General features: G+C 68.1%; 19 protein-coding genes. 5 read left to right on the forward strand and 14 right to left on the reverse strand.

Annotated features, from left to right (window positions below; genetic code table 11):
- Positions 1 to 69: 69 nt before the first annotated feature.
- Entirely contained in the window at positions 70 to 360 is a 291-nt protein-coding gene (locus ACT89H_RS20190; protein ID WP_445110174.1) for a hypothetical protein, read from the reverse strand.
- Between the two features lie 113 nt (positions 361 to 473).
- Positions 474 to 1,088: a histidine phosphatase family protein gene (locus tag ACT89H_RS20195; protein ID WP_445110175.1), complete on the reverse strand. Its 615-nt coding sequence runs from the start codon at positions 1,086 to 1,088 to the stop codon at positions 474 to 476.
- An 88-nt stretch (positions 1,089 to 1,176) separates the two neighbouring features.
- Here ACT89H_RS20195 and ACT89H_RS20200 point away from each other — a divergent pair, with 88 nt between their 5' ends.
- The gene (locus ACT89H_RS20200) at positions 1,177 to 1,755 is read left to right on the forward strand and encodes a Uma2 family endonuclease (protein ID WP_445110176.1); all 579 of its coding nucleotides are present in this window, start codon (positions 1,177 to 1,179) and stop codon (positions 1,753 to 1,755) included.
- 97 nt (positions 1,756 to 1,852) lie between these two features.
- Here the strand turns inward: ACT89H_RS20200 and ACT89H_RS20205 are convergent, their stop codons facing one another.
- Together ACT89H_RS20205 and lysX are read right to left on the reverse strand one after the other, a co-directional pair.
- Positions 1,853 to 2,065 carry a hypothetical protein gene (locus ACT89H_RS20205; protein WP_445110177.1) on the reverse strand — a complete coding sequence of 71 codons (213 nt, stop codon included), beginning with the start codon at positions 2,063 to 2,065 and terminating at the stop codon, positions 1,853 to 1,855.
- A gap of 99 nt (positions 2,066 to 2,164) precedes the next feature.
- Positions 2,165 to 5,488, reverse strand: a complete 3,324-nt coding sequence (gene lysX / locus ACT89H_RS20210; RefSeq protein WP_445110178.1) for a bifunctional lysylphosphatidylglycerol synthetase/lysine--tRNA ligase LysX — start codon at positions 5,486 to 5,488, stop codon at positions 2,165 to 2,167.
- Between the two features lie 302 nt (positions 5,489 to 5,790).
- Between lysX and ACT89H_RS20215 the strand changes: the two genes are divergently transcribed.
- Positions 5,791 to 6,009 (forward strand): RNA-binding S4 domain-containing protein, encoded by a 219-nt coding sequence (locus tag ACT89H_RS20215; protein WP_445110179.1) that lies wholly within the window; start codon positions 5,791 to 5,793, stop codon positions 6,007 to 6,009.
- A 27-nt stretch (positions 6,010 to 6,036) separates the two neighbouring features.
- Here the strand turns inward: ACT89H_RS20215 and rraA are convergent, their stop codons facing one another.
- The 8 genes from rraA to ACT89H_RS20255 form a co-directional block, all read right to left on the reverse strand.
- Entirely contained in the window at positions 6,037 to 6,525 is a 489-nt protein-coding gene (gene rraA, locus ACT89H_RS20220) for a ribonuclease E activity regulator RraA (RefSeq protein ID WP_445110180.1), read from the reverse strand.
- A 219-nt stretch (positions 6,526 to 6,744) separates the two neighbouring features.
- Positions 6,745 to 7,110 carry a DUF5313 family protein gene (locus ACT89H_RS20225; RefSeq protein WP_445110181.1) on the reverse strand — a complete coding sequence of 122 codons (366 nt, stop codon included), beginning with the start codon at positions 7,108 to 7,110 and terminating at the stop codon, positions 6,745 to 6,747.
- A 51-nt stretch (positions 7,111 to 7,161) separates the two neighbouring features.
- Positions 7,162 to 7,536 carry a DUF5313 family protein gene (locus ACT89H_RS20230; RefSeq protein ID WP_445110182.1) on the reverse strand — a complete coding sequence of 125 codons (375 nt, stop codon included), beginning with the start codon at positions 7,534 to 7,536 and terminating at the stop codon, positions 7,162 to 7,164.
- Between the two features lie 78 nt (positions 7,537 to 7,614).
- Entirely contained in the window at positions 7,615 to 8,577 is a 963-nt protein-coding gene (locus ACT89H_RS20235; RefSeq protein WP_445110183.1) for a CopD family protein, read from the reverse strand.
- Positions 8,574 to 9,113 (reverse strand): copper resistance CopC family protein, encoded by a 540-nt coding sequence (locus ACT89H_RS20240; protein WP_445110184.1) that lies wholly within the window; start codon positions 9,111 to 9,113, stop codon positions 8,574 to 8,576. The genes ACT89H_RS20235 and ACT89H_RS20240 overlap by 4 nt, the downstream gene beginning before the upstream one ends.
- Complete coding sequence (locus ACT89H_RS20245) at positions 9,110 to 9,766, reverse strand: YcnI family protein (RefSeq protein WP_445110185.1); 657 nt, start codon at positions 9,764 to 9,766, stop codon at positions 9,110 to 9,112. The genes ACT89H_RS20240 and ACT89H_RS20245 overlap by 4 nt, the downstream gene beginning before the upstream one ends.
- Positions 9,767 to 9,807: 41 nt before the next feature.
- Positions 9,808 to 10,344 carry a hypothetical protein gene (locus ACT89H_RS20250; protein ID WP_445110186.1) on the reverse strand — a complete coding sequence of 179 codons (537 nt, stop codon included), beginning with the start codon at positions 10,342 to 10,344 and terminating at the stop codon, positions 9,808 to 9,810.
- A 14-nt stretch (positions 10,345 to 10,358) separates the two neighbouring features.
- Positions 10,359 to 11,003, reverse strand: coding sequence for a DUF6474 family protein (locus ACT89H_RS20255; protein WP_445110187.1), 645 nt, complete (start codon positions 11,001 to 11,003; stop codon positions 10,359 to 10,361).
- A gap of 458 nt (positions 11,004 to 11,461) precedes the next feature.
- Here ACT89H_RS20255 and ACT89H_RS20260 point away from each other — a divergent pair, with 458 nt between their 5' ends.
- From ACT89H_RS20260 to ACT89H_RS20270, 3 genes are all read left to right on the forward strand, one after another.
- Positions 11,462 to 13,069 carry a TM0106 family RecB-like putative nuclease gene (locus ACT89H_RS20260; protein WP_445110376.1) on the forward strand — a complete coding sequence of 536 codons (1,608 nt, stop codon included), beginning with the start codon at positions 11,462 to 11,464 and terminating at the stop codon, positions 13,067 to 13,069.
- 26 nt (positions 13,070 to 13,095) lie between these two features.
- Positions 13,096 to 15,054 carry a molecular chaperone HtpG gene (htpG, locus tag ACT89H_RS20265; RefSeq protein WP_445110188.1) on the forward strand — a complete coding sequence of 653 codons (1,959 nt, stop codon included), beginning with the start codon at positions 13,096 to 13,098 and terminating at the stop codon, positions 15,052 to 15,054.
- A gap of 175 nt (positions 15,055 to 15,229) precedes the next feature.
- Positions 15,230 to 16,048 carry a class I SAM-dependent methyltransferase gene (locus ACT89H_RS20270; RefSeq protein ID WP_445110189.1) on the forward strand — a complete coding sequence of 273 codons (819 nt, stop codon included), beginning with the start codon at positions 15,230 to 15,232 and terminating at the stop codon, positions 16,046 to 16,048.
- 58 nt (positions 16,049 to 16,106) lie between these two features.
- Here the strand turns inward: ACT89H_RS20270 and ACT89H_RS20275 are convergent, their stop codons facing one another.
- Positions 16,107 to 16,874, reverse strand: a complete 768-nt coding sequence (locus ACT89H_RS20275) for an SDR family NAD(P)-dependent oxidoreductase (protein ID WP_445110190.1) — start codon at positions 16,872 to 16,874, stop codon at positions 16,107 to 16,109.
- 185 nt (positions 16,875 to 17,059) lie between these two features.
- Positions 17,060 to 17,836 carry a TMEM165/GDT1 family protein gene (locus ACT89H_RS20280; RefSeq protein WP_445110191.1) on the reverse strand — a complete coding sequence of 259 codons (777 nt, stop codon included), beginning with the start codon at positions 17,834 to 17,836 and terminating at the stop codon, positions 17,060 to 17,062.
- Between the last annotated feature and the right edge of the window lie 184 nt (positions 17,837 to 18,020).

Raw genomic sequence — 18,020 nt, forward strand, 5'->3', positions numbered from 1 at the left:
CAGGCACCGAAACCACAGGGCCCACCTCCGAAGAACTCGGACGTGGGCCCTGTCGATCTGGGCGTGGGACTAGCTCGACCCGGTCGGCGGCAGGAAATGCCGGAAGTGATGCTGCGGCCCGTTGTGCCATGGACCGTCCTGCGGCCCACGGCCCGCGCCGTGGTGATGTTTGAAGTGACGGTGGCCATTGATGTCGGCGCCCTGCTGCGGCGCGTCCACCACCTGCACCACTCCTGGAGCCGCCGGAGTTTCGGCGGACGCGGTAGCCGCGAGAGCTCCCAGTGGGAGGGCGATCAGCGCGGCGGCTACGGTCACGCGGGCCAGACGCCGCAGTGGCGTAGCGGTTGTGGAGAGCGACACGGGAATCCTTTCTTTCGGATCGTGGGCCGCCGATCGGAGCGGCTCACGTGCCCTATTCCAGATTCCGTCACTGGGGCATCGGTGCGATGGGACTGGCAATCGGCTGTGAGTGCTCAGCTCGCGGCGATATTGCGGGGCAACAGGTCCCAGACGTGCCCGTTCTCATTGATGGTGGCGGCGGTGCGGCGCCCCGTGCGGGAGAAGAGAATTCGGGTGATCGAGCAGTAGTCGACGGGGAAGGTCAGCGGCCTTTCCAGCCCGAGGACCTCTTGCAGCAGCACGTTGATCACACCGCCGTGCGCGAAGACGGCGACCGTGTCGGCCGGATCGGTGGCCGCGACGATATCGGTGACCGCGGCGTGCACCCTGGCCTGGAACGCCGCACCGTCCACCTGCACCGGAAGATGCCCGGCCTTGATCCGGTCATAGGCGTCGCGGAATTCGATCTTGGCGTCCTCGATGGGAATGTAGGCGGGCAGATCGCGATCGTATTCGGCGAGGTCGTCGACGACATCCACGCCGAGCCCCAGTTTCGCGGCGGTCGGGGCCGCGGTCTCCCGAGCCCGGCGCTGCGGACTGCTCAGCACCCGGGAGATCCGGTGCTGGCCGAGCGCCGCGGGCACCCGCTCGGCCTGCTCCAGCCCCACCGGGGCCAACTCCGGATCGGCGGGCCCATCCGAACTCAGCATTCGGACCGGCTGGGCGTGGCGAACGAGAATCAGCTGCACCCACCCCACTCTGCCGGATACCTCCGGCACACTCCATCCGGCCCCATCGACCCTGCGTCCGGCCCATCAGGGGTGACATACTCGAACCGTGACCGTCGAGCCGTTTCCGCGGTGGCTGCGCCCGCCGCCGGGCGGGTTCGTCGCCGAGGATCTCGATCGCCTGCCAGACCTTCCCCCGCACACCGAGTTGATCGACGGGAGTCTCGTCTTCGTGAGTCCGCGGGCGAAGTTCCACATATTGCTGATCACGCTGCTCGACTCCGCGCTTCGTCACTTCGCCCCTGCGCACCTGCGGGCGCGGCGGGAAATGACGGTGACGCTCGGGCGGGACCAGCGCCCGGAACCCGACCTGGTCGTGATCCACGCCGACCGTGACGGCGGTCCCGAACTCACCTCGTACCTCGCCGATGACGTCGTCTTGGCAGTCGAGGTGGTGTCGGCGGAATCCCGGACCCGGGATCGGGAGCGTAAGCCGCAACTGTATGCCCGAGCGGGGATCGCGCATTTCTGGCGAGTCGAGAACGTAGACGGCCGCCCGGTCGTCTACGTCTACGAACTGGATCCGGCAACGAAGACATACGCGCTTACCGGAATTCACCATGATCGCCTGAAGCTGACCGTGCCGTTCGATATGGACGTCGATCTCACCGGGATCGATCGGCTTTAGCGACGGTCGGTATCCGAGCGGCTTCAGACCACAGCAACGATGGCCCGCGGCAACGGCCCGGTTCGTAGCGCGCGAGCCGGGCCGTCGAAGTCTGCCGTCAGTTGTTCTTCCTGCGCTTCGTCAACAGGTAGATGCCGCCGATGATCAGGGCGACCACCAGCAGGCAGCAGAGCGCGCCGATGATCAAACCACCGCCCCTGCTGCTTTTCCGCTTCTTGGCGGCCAGCTCCAGCGCGGAATTCCACGTGTCGGGGCCGGCCCACACGGAATGGTCCAGCAGACTCGCGTTCGTCAGCAGGTCAAGATACATATTCGAACCCCTTGGTGTCGCGGCCTCCTCCCGGGGCCGAATCTTCAAGGGTAGCGGCTCGGTTCGTTCGATGAGGTCCTTCTGGGACGGAGGTTCGCCTCAGCGTGGTTTCACCAAGGGGAACGGCAGCGTCTCGCGAATGCTGCGTCCGGTGATCAGCATGACGACCCGGTCCACGCCCATGCCGAGCCCGCCGGTCGGCGGCATGGCGTGCTCGAGCGCCTGCAAGAAGTCCTCGTCGAGTTCCATCGCCTCCGGATCGCCGTTGGCCGCGAGCAGCGACTGCTCGGTAAGCCTGCGGCGCTGCTCCACCGGATCGGTGAGTTCGCTGTAGGCGGTACCGAGTTCGACGCCCCAGGCGACCAGGTCCCAGCGCTCGGTCACGCCGGGGATGCTCCGGTGCTGTCTGGTCAAGGGGGACACCGAAGTAGGGAAGTCGATGTAGAAAGTTGGCTCCTCGGTGTGACATTCGACCAGGTGCTCGTACATTTCCAGCACCACCTGACCTGCGTCCCAGCCGTGCTGATAGGGCACCTCGGCCTTTTCGCACAGCGTGCGCAACTCCTCGACGTCGGTCTCGGGGGTGATCTCCGCGCCGACCGCCTCCGACACCGCGCCATGTACCGTCCGCACCCGCCAGTCGCCGGAGATGTCCACCTCTTCGAAGGTGCCGTCTCCGTTCGGCCGCAGAGCCACCATGGCGCCGTTGGCCGCGAGCGCGGCATTCTGGATCAGCTTTCGGCAGGTGCGCATCATGCGCTCGTAGTCGCTGTGCGCCTCGTAGGCCTCGAGAATCGTGAACTCGGGATTGTGGCTGAAATCGACGCCCTCGTTGCGGAAGGTGCGCCCGATCTCGAACACCTTCTCCATTCCGCCGACGCACAGTCGCTTCAGATACAGCTCGGGGGCGATCCGCAGGTACAGATCGAGGTCGTAGGCGTTGATGTGGGTGAGGAACGGCGTGGCGTTGGCGCCGCCGTGCACCTGTTGCAGGATCGGCGTCTCCACTTCCAGATAACCCAGGGAGTTCAGCGAGTCCCGCAGCGAGCGCACCACCGCGCTACGCTTCGCCAGCACCTCGCGGATCTCGGTGTTGATCGCCATGTCGACGTAGCGGTGCCGCACCTTGGCCTCGGGGTCGGCCAGGCCCTTCCACTTGTCCGGCAACGGGTGCAGGCACTTGCCCAGCATCCGCCAGTCCGCCGCGAGCAGCGAGAGCTCACCGCGCCTGCTGGCGCCGATCTGACCGCTCACCTCGATCAGGTCGCCGAGGTCGAAGAACTCGCCGAACTCGGCGCTGCGTTCCGCCCCGACCCGGTCGCGATCGATCACCAGCTGGATGTCGTCGGTCCAGTCGCGGACCACGGCGAAGATCACGCCGCCGTAGTCGCGGATGCGCAGCAGCCTGCCGCAGATCCGGACCGTGGTGCCACGTGGGGAACGCCGCGCGTCGGCCACGGTATGCGTCGGCGGGTAGGCGACCGGGTAGGGATCGATGCCGGCATCGGCCAGGCGCATCAGCTTGTCCATGCGTACGCGGACCTGTTCGGGCCTGCGCGGCAACTGTTCGGCAGCCTCGAGCTGGGGGATCTCGGGCGGTCTGCCGTCGGCGTGCAGACCCGTCACGATGGCGGGCACCGCGACATGCTCGCCGGTGTGGATCGCGGTGTCCGGCTCCTTACCGAACCGGGGCAGGAAGCCCTCCGCCAGCGCGCTGGCCACCGCCACCCGCAGCAGCTGCCTGCGCTCTTCGAACAGGAAGAACCGGGGCACCCAGTACGGCTGGTACTTCACATTCGAGCGATACAGCGCCTCCAGCTGCCACCAGCGGGAGAAGAACAGCAGCACGCCGCGCCACAAGCGCAGCACGGGCCCGGCCCCGATCCGGCCGCCCTCCGCGAACACCGACCGGAACACCGCGAAGTTCAGCGACACTTTGGTGATGCCGTACAGCTCGGAGTTCAGTGCGAGCTGCGAGATCATCAGCTCCATCACGCCGTTGGGGCCCGCGGGATCGCGGCGCATCAGCTCCAGCGAGACACCGGTGCGGCCCCACGGCACCAGCGACAGCATGCCGAGCACCCGGTCCTGTGGATTGACGGCCTCGACCAGCAAGCAGTCGCCGTCCAGCGCATCGCCTAGCCGGCCCAGCGCCATGGAGAACCCGCGCTCGGTCTCGGTGTCGCGCCAGGCATCGGCGCGGGCGATGATCCGGGAGAACTCCTCGGCGGGGATATCGCGATGCCTGCGGATGCGGACCACGACACCGTTCTTGCGCAGCCGGTTCGAGGCCTGACGCACCGGCTTCATCTCCGGCCCCGCCAGCGAGAAATTCCTGGTGTCCAGGATCGCCTCGTCGCCGAGGCGCAGCGCGGACAGACCCGCGCGCTGGTAGGCCGTCGCCCCGAGTTCGCTCGCGCCCATCACCGCCGGAGCCCAGCCGAATTGATCGGCTTGACGCAGCCAGGCGTCGATCGCTTGCGGCCACGCCTCCCGGACGCCGATCGGGTCACCGCTGGCCAGGGAGACGCCCAGTTCCACCCGATAGGTCACCGCCGCCTTGCCGCTGGGCGCGAACACCACCCCCTTGTCCCGGCGGGTGGCGAAGTAGCCGAGTGAATCCTCCACGTCCGAGCGCTCCAGCAGTCCCCGGATCGCCGACTCGTCGGTCCCGGTCATCGCGTTCGCCGCGCGCTGCGAGCGCAGCAGGATGACCACCGCGGCCAGCAGCGCGATCGCGCCGAACAGGCCGAGCAGGAAGTTGACGAACGGTCGCGGGTGTCCGTCGAAGTGCTCGTTGTCCGCCAGCACTGCCGCGGTCACGCGGTAGACCGCCCACCCCGGCCGCTGCACACCCGGCGGAAGACTGCCGGGGAACAATTCCACCAGCCCCCAGCCCAGCAGCGCGCCGATCGTCAGTCCACCGATCAGCACGCCGAGCGCCTTCCACCCGGCGCCGCGGCGCACTTTGGTGTAGAACTCCGGCCATGCCGCGATCAGCACGCCGATCACGGCCAAGTGCACCACCATCGCCACGAGGGCGTGAATACTGCCGTGGTCGGCGAAGGTGACGCCGTTGACCACCGTGTAGATCCCGAGATAGCCGATCAGCAACCACCAAGCGATCCGTTTGCGGCTGGAGATCGCACCGGCCGTCAACCCGACCACCAGCGCCCACATGAGGTTCGTGTCCGGCGCGTCGAAGTAATAGGCATCGATATAACGACGCGGCACCTGGGTCAGGAAACGCAGTGCGGGGGAAAGACTCCAGAGGAAGCACGCCACCGCGAATACACCGAGCGTCAGCCCCGCGATATGCGGCACTTCCGAAAGGCGTCCGTGACCCCGGTGCGGAACCGGCGGAGTCGGCTTGTCCGCGGGCGGTCCGATGTCGAGGTGTTGCTGGGCTTGCGTGGAGGTCACGGAACCAGTGTGTACGTGAGTGTGTCGGATTTGCCAAGCCTGCGGCGCGCGTGTTCGTGTGGTCTTTGCGCGGCCAGGGCATTCATCGCGGCGTGGTCGCCACCGGGTAGAGCCGGAAACCAACTTTCTCGATTGTGCGCCGACCGGGACCCGGACACCAGCCGAATCGCGAGAATTCGACGGGTGCGTTCGATACGGCCGGATTTCCGCACGGGCCGCGATCCGGTTGGGGTTGCCCGGAGATCGCCGGGCTCGCGGGGCGGTTTCCGGCGAGTTCGGGTGGGGGAGTATGTATCTAGTTCATGTCGGAACCAGTCGAAGTACCGATCGATGACGACGTTATTCGGCTCGGCCAGTTTCTGAAGCTGGCCAACCTGATCGATTCGGGTTCGGAGGCGAAGACGGTGATCGCCGCCGGATTGGTGCGGGTGAACGACGAGGTGGAACTGCGGCGCGGGCGGCAACTGCACATCGGTGATGTGGTCGCTATCGCCGGTCACAAGGCGATTGTGTCCGCCTGATCCCTGGGGATTCGCCACCGTACCGGATCAGTCCTCGGCGCGTACCACGATGCCGTCGTGATCGCTGTAGAGCATGTCGCCGGGGACGAAGGTGACCCCGCCGAACTCGACCGGAACGTCGCGCTCGCCGCTGCCGGTCTGCGTGCTCTTGCGCGGGTTGGTGCCCAGCGCTTTGATGCCGATGTCCAGGGTGCGCAGGATGGCGGAGTCGCGAACGGCGCCGTTGACGATGACCCCGGCCCAGCCGTTCTCGACACCGCGACCGGCGATGATGTCGCCGACCAGCGCCGTGTGCACGCTCGCGCCGCCGTCGACCACCAGTACCTTACCCTCGCCCGGCTCGCCGAGCGTCTGCTTGACCAGCAGATTGTCCTGGAAGCAGTGGATCGTGGTGATGCGTCCGGAGAATGCGGCCCGCCCGCCGAACTGGATGAACTGCGTGTCGCAGCTGCGGATCTGCGGGCCGATCTCGTCGGCCAGGTCGGCGGTGGCGATTACCCTCTGTGATTCGGTCACGGTGTCTATTTTCCAGCGCCTGCGGTGCTGGATGTTCGCGGCCCCATGGGCCGGCGAATGGCGCATGCTCGGTTTTGTTTTGCTAGAGAGCTTGTTTGTGGGGTTTCTCACCGCATGGGTGGAAATGGCCGGCAGGTGTGCGTCGGCCGGAATCGCTCGGTGGGCGTCGGCCGTCCTCGCGCGTGGCTTCGGGCGCGCGTTACTCCTCGGCGGGCGGCGTTATCTGTGGCCGTAGCGCAGCTCGTACAGGTCGCGGTCGTGTTCGGTGCACTTTCCGTGGTCTACCAGTTCGGCGTCCAGGCCGTGCTGGACCAAGCGGAAGCGGCGCCAGACGTAGCTCAGCGCGACCGTGAAGACGACCAGCGGAACGATCATCATCACGATCAAGCCGATCTTCAGCGGCATCGGCCCGGGGAACAGCAGCACCAGGGCGAAGAACGGGATGATCGGCCCGAGAAAACGGACGAGATAGCGTTCCATGGCCCCGTGTCCCACGAGGTCGTGGACAACCCACTCGTGCAGCTCCTCGGGGAGCTCGCGGCCCAGGTCATAGGCGACCCGCTGCCTGAACGTGGGGGTTTTCATATCTCCAGGCTATGCCTGTGATATAAGCCACCGCCAGATCTCGGATGCGGGTCAACCACGTCCGTGTCTGCGCTCGTAGTCGAGGCGTTCGCGCTCGTCCCGGCGGCGGGCGTCGGCGTCCGCGAGCGCGGGGTCGAGACCGTGCTTGATCAGCAGATGGCGCCGGTAGACGTACAGCAGCGCCACCGTGAAGTAGATCAGCGGGATGTACAGCAGCGCCATCATCGCCAGACCCATCCACAAGGGGCCCGGCAGCAACAGGAACAGCATGAGCACCGGAAGCACGGGCACCAGGAACCGCAGCAGATAACGCCGCGTAGCGCCCGGCCCGACCAGATCCTCCCGGACCCAGTCGGACATAGATTCCGGAAGGGTCCGGCCGAAGACATAACCGATCCGCTGTCCGAACGAGGGTGTAGCGCTCACCCCTACAGCATCCCGACCCCGCCACCACCGGCGCAACTGGTACCGCCGCTGGGAGCGACGGTACCGCGGAGAGGCGGCTCAGGCGGTCACCGCGAGGGTCGCGGCGAGGCCGAAGGCGAGCGCCATCACGGCCACTTCGGCTACCGCGCGGCGCAGCGAATCCTTCGCGTCCATCCGGTGGTCGGCGGCCTTCGGCACCCAACTGCGCCGCCACCACCAACCGAGTGCGAGCAAGCCGAGCAGCACCACGGTCTTGGCAAGCAGAATCCGGCCGTAACCGGTGCTGACGAACGGAGCTACCCCGCCCACCCGGATCAGCCCGTTGAGCAGCCCCGTAACCGCCACGACCGCCACCAAGGGCAGCGCTACCGCCGAATACCTCGGCAGCACGGCCGCCCACTCGCCGCGGGTCCGCACGACCAGCGTCAGCGCGATCAGCACCCCGAACCAGGCGCCCGCCGCCAACGCGTGCACCGCGGCGAGCACCGATCCGAACGCCTGCTGCGACATGTGTCCGGTGATCGGCCGCAACGCCAGCGCGACCGCCGCGAACACCAGCACCAGATCGGCGGAGGCGGACTCGGGCCGCCGGAAGGCCAGCGCCGACCCACCGGCCACCGTCGCGACTCCGACCAGGATCGCGATCCCGACCTGTCCGCCGCTGACATCGACCAGATAGGTGCCGAACTCCCCGGCACCGAGCTCGGTCACCGGAACGCCGACCACCTCGGCCGCCTCGAAGACCAGCACGGCGAACTCGCCGACCGCCCAGATTCCGGCGAGCACCGCGAGCAGCCGCCACGGTACCGGCAAGCGCGGCGCGACTCGGGGCAGCGCGGCCAACCCGAGGACGGTGGCCCCGGCGCCGTCGGCCAGCACCCGAACCACAGCCTCACCGGGTAGCGGGCCCGGCAGGATCAGGATCCAGGCGAGTACGACGCCCAGCAGCCCGGCCGGGAAGGCCAGTAGCACCGCGGGCCAGGATAGGCGGCCGGGGGCGCGCCGAGCGCCGTCCCGGCCGCGAGACTTCGAGTCGCTCACCGCTTCTGGTCGCGGCTCCTGCCGCCGAACAGCGCGAACGCGAGCCCGCCCCCGAACAACACGATCGCGCCCGCGACGAACACCCACAGCGGAATCCCGTCCGAGCCGTCCGCGCTGTTGTTCGCTTTCGCGTTCGGCTTCGGTCCCGGCGTGCCGTTGCCCGGCTTGCTGAGCGTGAAGTGCCGTTTACCGCTGACCGGGTGACCATCGGCCGAGGTCACCCGATAGGCGATGGTGTATTCGCCGACCGGGCCCAACTCGCCCACGGCGACGCTGACCGTCTTGCCCTCGACCACCGGATCACCCTTGGACCACAGATTGCCGTCCGGTCCGACGACGGTGAGCGATGGGAAGCTGGGCTGTAACTCCTCGTTGAACGTGACGCCGGCGCGGTCCGGACCAGCGGCCACGGTCGCGTTGTCCTCCGGGACGCTTCCGATCGCAGCGGAGTGCGCGGCGGCGACTCCCGTCGCGGCGATGCCGAAGCCGAGCAGGAAAAGGCCCGCCACGAAGGTGGCGAGGACGCGGCGGCTCATGCGCGCCGCCCGCGGATCACGTTGCCGATGCCGAGCGCGACACCGAGCAGACCCAGGGCGAGACCGATCCCGCCGAGCCTGCGGGCCGTCTGGTCCTCGTGGTCGGCACCTTCGTGCTCGGCTTCGCTGCTGACTTTGTGCCCGTCCGCGTGGCCTTTCCCGGCGGCCAGGGTGATCGAGGGGGCCGGGTGTTCGGGTTCGTCGCCGTCCTTCTGGACCGGCTGATCCCAGCGGACCACCTTGCCGTCGGAGTAGGTCTGCTGGGCCGGGAAGCTGACCGAATCCGTCGTGGGCAGTGGGCCGACGGACACCGCGAAACGCTGGAACTGACCGGGTGGAATGCCCGGCGCGCCGGGATCGGCGGTCCAGGTGATCGCGGTGATCTCCTTCTTGTCGTTGCGCTCGACCTTGGCCGACCATCCGGGAACCGGTTCGGTGCGAGCCGATTTCAGATCGGGCAGGGTGACGGTGAGCGCGGTGGTGCTCGCGGTGTCCGATTCGGTCGGGACGCGGAAGGTGGCGACGGCGTATCCGCCTTGTGCCGCGCCAGGCGCGTCCACCGTGACGTGTGCGGCGGCGGCGCCGCCGGCGAGCAGAACGAGTGTGGTTGTGGCGACCGTCGTCGTGACGGCGCGCGAAATCGAGCTGGGCATGCTGAGGTCTCCTGTGCGCTGAGGAATGAGGTGTCAGACGATCAGTCCGACACCGGCGGCGCGCGGGGACCGAGCGCGCCCGGCGAAGCACAGCGATAGAGCGGAAGGCCGAGATCAGCCCACCCCGGCGCGCCAGCGATTCGCGCCTGTCGCGGCGGAGCGAGTATCAGGCGCAGTGCACCGGAGGCCGTGGCGTACAGCCGCTCGGCCAGGACGATCAGCACCGCGCAACCGACCGTGGCGACGGTGTGCGCAAGCAGCATCCATCCGGTCGGCACCGGGGAAATTGCTGCGGCGTCGGCGGTCCCGGAATGATCGTGGCCGACCAGCACCGACAGCGCGGCGTGGCTCAGTAGCTGGCCCGCGCCGAGCGGCCCGGCCACGACGGACAGGCGCAAACCCGCCGGCGCGGTGGCCGCGGCCGAGCCGACTCCGGCGGCGATCAGCAACAGCAACGTCAGTTCGGTGGAGCCCGGCGCGCCTCCACCCGCCGCGCCGTGTGCGGCCACGGCGAGCACACCGACCAGCACGCCGATCAGGCCGCCACGCAGGTGACCGGTGATCGGGTGCGAAGACATCGGGACGACGAAGCTCAGCGCACGCCGAGCCGGGCCAGGATGTCCGACTCGATCCCGGACAGCTCGTGGGAGATCGACGCGTGCACGGAACGGCGGCGATTGGCGGGCATCTGGTCGGAGGTGTGTACGGCGGCCGTCAGGCTGCCGAGGCGATCCTTGGTGGCGGCGACGAACTTCTGCGCCTCGCCCTTGTCCTTGCCGTCCTGCGCGCTGATCCTCTCCAGTGCCGCTTCGGCATTCGTGATCCGCGCTTGCAGTTTGGCGCCGTGCCCGGTGAAGTCGCCGAGCTGGTCGATGCCGACGCCGAGCTGCTGAGCGCGGCGGGTGTCGAGCTGTCCGCGCAGGAAGGTCGCGCCCCGGTAGGCGAGCGGAGCCAGCACCGGGATGAGCACCCGCGCCACGCCGAGGTATTTGCGCACCTGACCGGCACTGAACGGATCGCGTTCGGCCTTGGCCGCCACCTTCAGCGCGGCCTTCTCCTCCGCCTGGAACGCCGCGATCTGCGCCTTGGCGACCTTGCGCTGGGTACGAGCTTCGGCGCGGCGCGCCTTGCGGTCGTTCCGCGCGACGAGCTTGGCCTCCATCGCGGCCTTGTGCTTGAGGGCTTTCGCCTCGGCCCTGCGGCTCGGCCGCCGCTTGCGCTTCGTGAACAACCCCATCGAAGGCCCTCCGTCATGCTGGTTCGCCATGGCAGTACGACGCCGGGGAAGCCCGTCCGCCCATGTCACACGCTTTGCCGCCACCCTATCGGGTCCCTACCGTCAGCGGCGAGGGTAGTGCGGCCCGTACGCTTCGCACCTGGCAATTCGCCATCCGCCCAGCACGGGCGGCGAGCTCCGTAATGCGAAGTGAAGTGGTTCTCGGCGGTGGTGTCGATGTAATCGGCGGTGCGCGTGGAGCCACAGAGGGCCGCGAACACGCCGCGAGGCAGTCGCGGCAAATCGAACACTGCGATTCAACCCTGTCAGGGTGAGGGACCATACTGCATAGCGTGGATTCGGACATCGGTGACCGGGATGGTCGCAAGCGCAACGGAACGGCCCCGGATCGGGCCACCGACGTGCCGACCGCCTTCATCGACGCCAGGGCGCTGATCGGCTGCCGCCATCGCCTCCGGATGGACGCCGCGCACCCGCAGGCACTGGCGGGACTCCTCGAGGACGCGGGCGTGCGCCAGCGCCGGGACGCCGCCGTCGCGCACCGCGCCCGGGTGCGCGACGCACTGGTCGGCGCCGACCCCGATGCCTGGGTGGTGATCGATGCCGGACTGCGCGCCGCCGAGCGCGCCGAAGCGACGATGCGCGCGTGCGAAACCGGTGCCCGGCGTATCTGGGGCGGGCTGCTACCGCAGGAGCCGGACACGGGCAGGCGTGGAGGTTCGGAGATCCTGCTGCACGATGCCGACCGTGGCGGCTACATCCCGATCATCGTGGTGAACCACAAGGTGACCGACCCGCGGCAACCCGATCCCGCCGACTTCCACCCCACCACCTCGGACCCGTATCACTGGCACCCGCAACCGGATCCGCACCGCAAGCTACGCCAGCAGCCCCGCGACCAACAGCGGCTCGCTCATCTGTACCGGATGTTGCAACGGCACGGCCTGGCCAGCCCCGCGCTGGTCGGCGGCGTCATCGGCTTCGATTTCGATCGCGTCCTGGTTCACGACCTGGCGCCGCTGCTGGACGAGTACGACCGCCGCTACGCCGACCGGATCGCGGTGGTGCGCGGCGAACTGCCCACCATCCCCTCGAAGGTGCCCGAGTGCAGGCAGTGCCCGTGGTGGACGCGGGGGATCGAGGGCCCGAGCTGCGAGGGCTGGCTGACCGAGCATCGCGATGTCAGCCTGGTGGCGCCCGGCTCCCGCGCCGAGGTGCTGCGCGGGCACGACGTCGAGACCATCGACGAGCTCGCCGCGTGGGTGGGCGAGGGTCCCGAGGACTGGCAGCACGGCCCGTTCGACGAGGCCGTGGTCACCGCGCGGGCGTGGATCGCGGGCGCGCCGTTGGTGCGGCGGGTCGAGAACGTGCGGGTCCGGCGGGCGGACGTGGAGGTCGACGTCGATCTGGAGAGCTTCCAGGAGTACGGCGCGTACCTGTGGGGGACGCTGCTGGACGGCGTCTATCGGCCGTTCGTGACGTGGGACCCCTTGCCCACCGAGGACGAGGGGCGTTCCTTCGGCGAGTTCTGGACCTGGCTGATGACGGTGCGCGCCGAGGCGGCCGCGGCGGGCAAAACATTTGCCGCGTATTGCTATTCGCGCACCGCGGAAGACAAGTGGCTGTACGAATCGGCGCGCCGGTTCGCGGGCCGTCCCGGCGTGCCGACGGTGGAGCAGGTGCGTGCGTTCGTGGACGGACCGCAATGGGTGGACATGTTCCAGGCCGTCTCCGACCAGTTCATCTGCCCGAACGGCAAGGGGCTGAAGAAGATCGCGCCGGTCGCCGGATTCTCGTGGCGGGATCCCGAGGCGAGCGGCGAGGCGTCGATGAGCTGGTACCGGCTCGCGGTCGGTTACGACGGCGTCACGCCCGACGAGAGCCAGCGCACCCGGTTGCTGGAGTACAACGAGGACGACGTCCGCGCCACTCAGGTGCTGCGCGAGTGGATGACCGACCGCGCCGACGCGGAGGTTGCCGGTCTCGCCGATTTCCGGCAGGTTCCCGACGCGCGGCCGCCCGGGACCGTTCCGGGTTACGCGGCGGTGCCTCCTTCTGCTCCGTAGTCCACGCGCGGCGGTACCATCGCGACGTGACAGAGCACGTCGAACAACTCGAGTTCCAGACAGAGACCCATCAGCTGCTCGAGCTGATGATCCATTCCGTCTACTCCAACAAGGACACCTTCCTGCGGGAGCTGATCTCGAATTCCTCCGACGCGCTGGACAAGCTGCGGCTGGAGTCCTTCCGGGACAAGGATCTGCGCGTCGACACCTCCGACTTGCACATCGAGCTGGAGGTCGACAAGGACAACCGGATCCTGACCGTCCGGGACAACGGCATCGGCATGTCGCGCGCCGAGGTCGTCGATCTGATCGGCACCCTCGCCAAGTCCGGTACCGCCGAACTGCGCAGGAAGCTGAACGAGGCCAAGTCCGAGGCCGCCGCCGAGGAGTTGATCGGCCAGTTCGGTATCGGTTTCTATTCGACCTTCATGGTGGCCGACAAGGTCACCCTGACCACTCGCCGCGCGGGCGAGACCACCGCCACCCGGTGGGAGTCGAGTGCGGGCAGCTCCACCTACACGATCTCCGAACTCGACGAGGCCCCGCAGGGCACGTCGGTCGCACTCCATCTCAAGCCGGTGGACGAGGAGGATCACCTCTTCGACTACACCCAGGAGTGGAAGCTGCGGGAGATCGTCAAGAAGTACTCCGACTTCATCTCCTGGCCGATCCGCATGCAGGTGGAACGGACGGTAACCGAGGGCGAAGGCGAGGACGCCGAGCAGAAGACGATCCTCGAGGAGCAGACGCTCAACTCCCAGAAGGCGCTGTGGACGCGCCCCAAGAGCGAGGTCTCCGATGAGGAGTACAAGGAGTTCTACAAGCACGTCAGCCACGGCTGGGACGATCCGCTGCAGATCATCCCGCTGAAGGCCGAGGGCACCTTCGAATACCAGGCGCTGCTGTTCATCCCTTCGCACGCGCCGTTCGACCTGTTCACCCGTGACCACAAGCGCGGTGTCCAGCTCTACGTCAAGCGGGTGTTCATCATGGACAACTGCGAAGAGCTGATGCCGGAGTACCTGCGCTTCGTCAAGGGCGTGGTGGACGCGCAGGACCTGTCGCTCAACGTCTCGCGGGAGATCCTGCAGCAGGACCGGCAGATCCAGATGATCCGCAAGCGTCTGGTGAAGAAGGTGTTGTCCACGGTCAAGGATCTGCAGGGCGCCGAGGACCAGACCGACTACCAGACGTTCTGGAAGGAGTTCGGCCGCGTCCTGAAGGAGGGCCTGCTCTCGGACTTCGACAACCGCGACACCATCCTCCAGGTTTCCTCGTTCGCCTCGACGCATTCCGAGACCGAGCTGACCACGCTGGCCCAGTACGTGGAGCGGATGCCCGAGGGGCAGGACACCATCTACTACATGACCGGCGAGACCCGTCAGCAGGTGGAGAGCTCCCCGCATCTGGAGGCGTTCAAGGCCAAGGGCCGCGAGGTGCTGATCCTGACCGACCCGGTCGACGAGATGTGGGTCGGCTCCGTACCGGAATTCGACGGCAAGGCGTTCCAGTCCATCGCCAAGGGCGAGGTCGATCTGGAGACCGAGGAGGAGAAGAAGGCCTCCGAGGCGCTGCGCGAGCAGCAGGACAAGGACTTCGCCGATGTCCTGGCGTGGTTGGGCAAGACGCTGGAGCAGAACGTCAAGGAGGTGCGCCTGACCAACCGGCTCACCACCTCGCCGGCTTGCCTGGTCGGTGACGTGTTCGACTTCACGCCGATGCTGGAGCGGATGTATCGCGCCTCGGGTCAGGCGCTGCCGGAGAGCAAACGCATCCTGGAGCTCAACCCGACCCACCCGCTGGTCACCGGCCTGCGCGACGCGTACGCGGCCAAGCGGGAGGAGGCCGACGCGGGTACGGCGACCGAGCTGTCGGAAACCGCCGAGCTGCTGTTCGGCACGGCGGTGCTCGCCGAGGGCGGTGAACTCAAGGATCCGGCACACTTCGCCCACATCCTCACCGATCGGCTCACCCGCACCCTGTGAACCGGCCCGCGACCGGAGGACCACGCCGAGGTCCTCCGGTCGCGGCCGGTGTGGTCGGCGGTGTTTCGGCCATTTCTCGGTTACGGTGACCGGCGGGATGGCATATTCGCAGGACTGGGGAGTTCGCCCCCGGGTGGCGCGGTTAGATGTGGATGCCTGAAAGGATCGTCACAACATGTCCGCAAACCCGCTTGCCGTCGCCGAGCCGTGGGATCTGGTCGCCGACGGGTATGACGAGTTCGCACCCGCGATCATGCAACCGTTCTCGGCGCGGGCGCTCGAGTTCGCCTCGCTCTCGCCGGAATCGCGAATCGTGGACGTCGCGGCGGGGCCGGGCACGCTCAGCCTGCTGGCCGCGGGTCAGGTGGCGCGGGTCGACGCCATTGATTTCGCGGAGTCGATGATCGCGCGCCTGGCGAAGAACGCCGCTGCCGCCGGGCTGACGAATATCCGGGCGCAAGTGGGTGACGGGCAGGACCTGCCGTACGAATCCAACCGGTTCGACGCCGGGTTCTCCATGTTCGGACTGATGTTCTTCCCGGACCGTGCCCGTGGGTTCGCCGAGCTGTTCCGGGTGTTGCGGCCGGGCGGTACGGCGGTGGTGTCGAGTTGGGCGCCGATCGCGGATTCGCCGCTGATGCGGATGATGTTCGGCGCTCTGACCGCGGCCGACCCGGACATCCAGGAGCCGCAACCGAATTTCCTCAGCCTGGAGAACCCGGAGGTCTTCGAATCGGAGATGCGCGGTGCGGGCTTCGAAGCGGTGTCCATCCAGCGGCATTCGATCGCGCTCGACTTCGGCAGCCCCGAAGAGATGTGGGAGACCATGGTGCGCAGCAGCGCCCCATTGGAGCTCATGCGGCACAGCGTGAGCGCGGAGGTCTGGTCCCGGCGCGCCGCCGTCATCAAGGCGTTTCTCGCCGAGAAGTACCGGCCGCACTGCCCGTTGTCCACCACGGCCTACCTCGGCATCGGCCACAAGCCGGGGGAATGAGAACAGCGCGCCACCCTTCGGAGGAAGGGGTGCGCGCTGCCGGGACTGCGGAGCGGAATTACCGCGGCGCCATGCGCAGCGCGCCGTCCATGCGGATGGTCTCGCCGTTCAGGTAGTCGTGCTCGATGATGTACTGCGTCAGCTGCGCGTACTCGTCCGGACGGCCCAGGCGGGACGGGAAGGGCACGCCCGCCTCGAGGCCCTTGCGGTACTCCTCGGTGACGCCGGCCAGCATCGGGGTGTCGATGATCCCGGGGGCGATGGTGTTCACCCGGATGCCGAACTGGGCCAGATCACGCGCGGCCGGAACCGTCATGCCGTGCACACCGCCCTTGGACGCCGAGTAGGCGATCTGACCGACCTGCCCCTCGAACGCGGCGACCGAGGCGGTGTTGATGATGACGCCGCGCTGGCCGTACGCGTCCACGGCGTCGGTCTTGGCGATCGCGTCGGCGGCCAACCGCATCACGTTGAAGGTGCCGAGCAGATTGACCGTGATCACCGTGCGGAACAGCTCCAGGTCGTGCGGGCCGTTCTTGGACAGGATGCGACCCGCCCAGCCGACACCGGCGCAGTTGACCACGATGCGCAGCGGAGCGCCGGACTCGACGGCCTGCGTGACAGCCGCGCTGACCTCGTCGTTGCTGGTGACATCGGCGGGAATAAGGGTGACCCCGGCGGGCACGTTGTCGCCGGCGCGCTCGATCGACTGCGGTACATCGAGCCCGAAGACGGTGGCGCCGAGCTCGGCGAGACGCTTGGCGGTGGCGGCGCCGAGGCCCGATGCGCCTCCGGTGACAATGGCGGCGGAACCCGAAATCTCCACGATGGTCCTCTCGTTTGTGACAGCCAGTTGGCCTTTCGTCAATTGCACCCTAATCGGAATTGATCGGCGTGCCTACGACCGGGCTGGAGGGTTCGGGGTGCGGCTGAACCGGCCATCAGCGCACGCCTGCCTGCCCCGGGATATGCACGGCCTGGCCGCGAGGCAGGCAGGGATCGGTTCGATGGTCACCGCTCGGATCGCGGCCGGGGATTCCGATGGTCTGCCCGCGCTGCGGGAACCACTGCCGGAGCTGTCGCGCCGGGGTGGTGGGCGGTATCGGGCTGCGCCGGACTCGAGCGGCGAGCCATCCGGGTGAGCAGCATCGCCGCACCGGCCAGCGCGGGAACGAGCGCCGCGAGCCCGGCGACGGCGACGCCGCCGAGGGCCGGTGTGGTCGCGCCCAGCAGGGTCGCCGCGCCGAAGTAGAGGAACAGCAGGCCCGAGCCGATTCCGATCGCGTGCTCGGGCAGGTGCCTGCCGACCAGGATGCCCGCCGCGATGGCGAGCGCATCGGCGGCGACCATGCCGATGGTCGAGCCCAGCCAGACGCCGACCCAGTCGTAGTCGGTGGCGAGGGCGGCGGTCGCGAACATGGTGCGATCGCCCAGCTCGGCGAGCAGGAACGCGGACAGCACCACGAAGAACGGCGCACCGCTCGCCTTGGGCGCCTTCGGCTCCGGGTCTTCCTCGCCGGTGCCGAAATGCTCGCGCAGGGTCCACAGGCCGACGGCCAGGAAGGTGATGGCGGCGATCAGCGCGATCGCCGTGGTGGGCAGTGCCGCACCGAGGAAATAGCCGATGCCGACCGAGACCAGGTGCACCGCCGCGGAGGCGGTCGCGATGCCGCCGAGCACCACCCACCAGCGATAGCGCAACGCGAACGTCAGCGCCATCAGCTGGGACTTGTCACCGAGCTCGGCGAGAAAGACGACGCCGATGGTCAGCAATGCGGTGGCGATCATGTGTGGCGGCTCCCGGGTCTCCGGCCTGCCGACCGGAGAAATGGGACGCTCCGGCCGGCAACGAAATGGTTGTCCAGGCCGAAGGTCTCGCCCACCGGCCGGATGCCGGTTCGCACAGCCGGACCCGGCCGAGCGGGCTCGGCGGATCAGTATGTCGACTGTGCGATTGGGGGCTACTCCCCTT

This window comes from Nocardia aegles (assembly GCF_052545135.1).

Bases quoted from the DNA above. Each gene is read 5' to 3' on its own strand.
- ACT89H_RS20205 (WP_445110177.1), bottom strand. From the start codon at position 2,065: ATGTATCTTGACCTGCTGACGAACGCGAGTCTGCTGGACCATTCCGTG.
- ACT89H_RS20215 (WP_445110179.1), top strand. From the start codon at position 5,791: ATGTCGGAACCAGTCGAAGTACCGATCGATGACGACGTTATTCGGCTC.
- ACT89H_RS20225 (WP_445110181.1), bottom strand. From the start codon at position 7,110: ATGAAAACCCCCACGTTCAGGCAGCGGGTCGCCTATGACCTGGGCCGC.
- ACT89H_RS20240 (WP_445110184.1), bottom strand. From the start codon at position 9,113: ATGAGCCGCCGCGTCCTCGCCACCTTCGTGGCGGGCCTTTTCCTGCTC.
- ACT89H_RS20245 (WP_445110185.1), bottom strand. From the start codon at position 9,766: ATGCCCAGCTCGATTTCGCGCGCCGTCACGACGACGGTCGCCACAACC.
- ACT89H_RS20250 (WP_445110186.1), bottom strand. From the start codon at position 10,344: ATGTCTTCGCACCCGATCACCGGTCACCTGCGTGGCGGCCTGATCGGC.
- ACT89H_RS20255 (WP_445110187.1), bottom strand. From the start codon at position 11,003: ATGGGGTTGTTCACGAAGCGCAAGCGGCGGCCGAGCCGCAGGGCCGAG.
- ACT89H_RS20260 (WP_445110376.1), top strand. From the start codon at position 11,462: ATGGACGCCGCGCACCCGCAGGCACTGGCGGGACTCCTCGAGGACGCG.
- ACT89H_RS20270 (WP_445110189.1), top strand. From the start codon at position 15,230: ATGTCCGCAAACCCGCTTGCCGTCGCCGAGCCGTGGGATCTGGTCGCC.
- ACT89H_RS20280 (WP_445110191.1), bottom strand. From the start codon at position 17,836: ATGATCGCCACCGCATTGCTGACCATCGGCGTCGTCTTTCTCGCCGAG.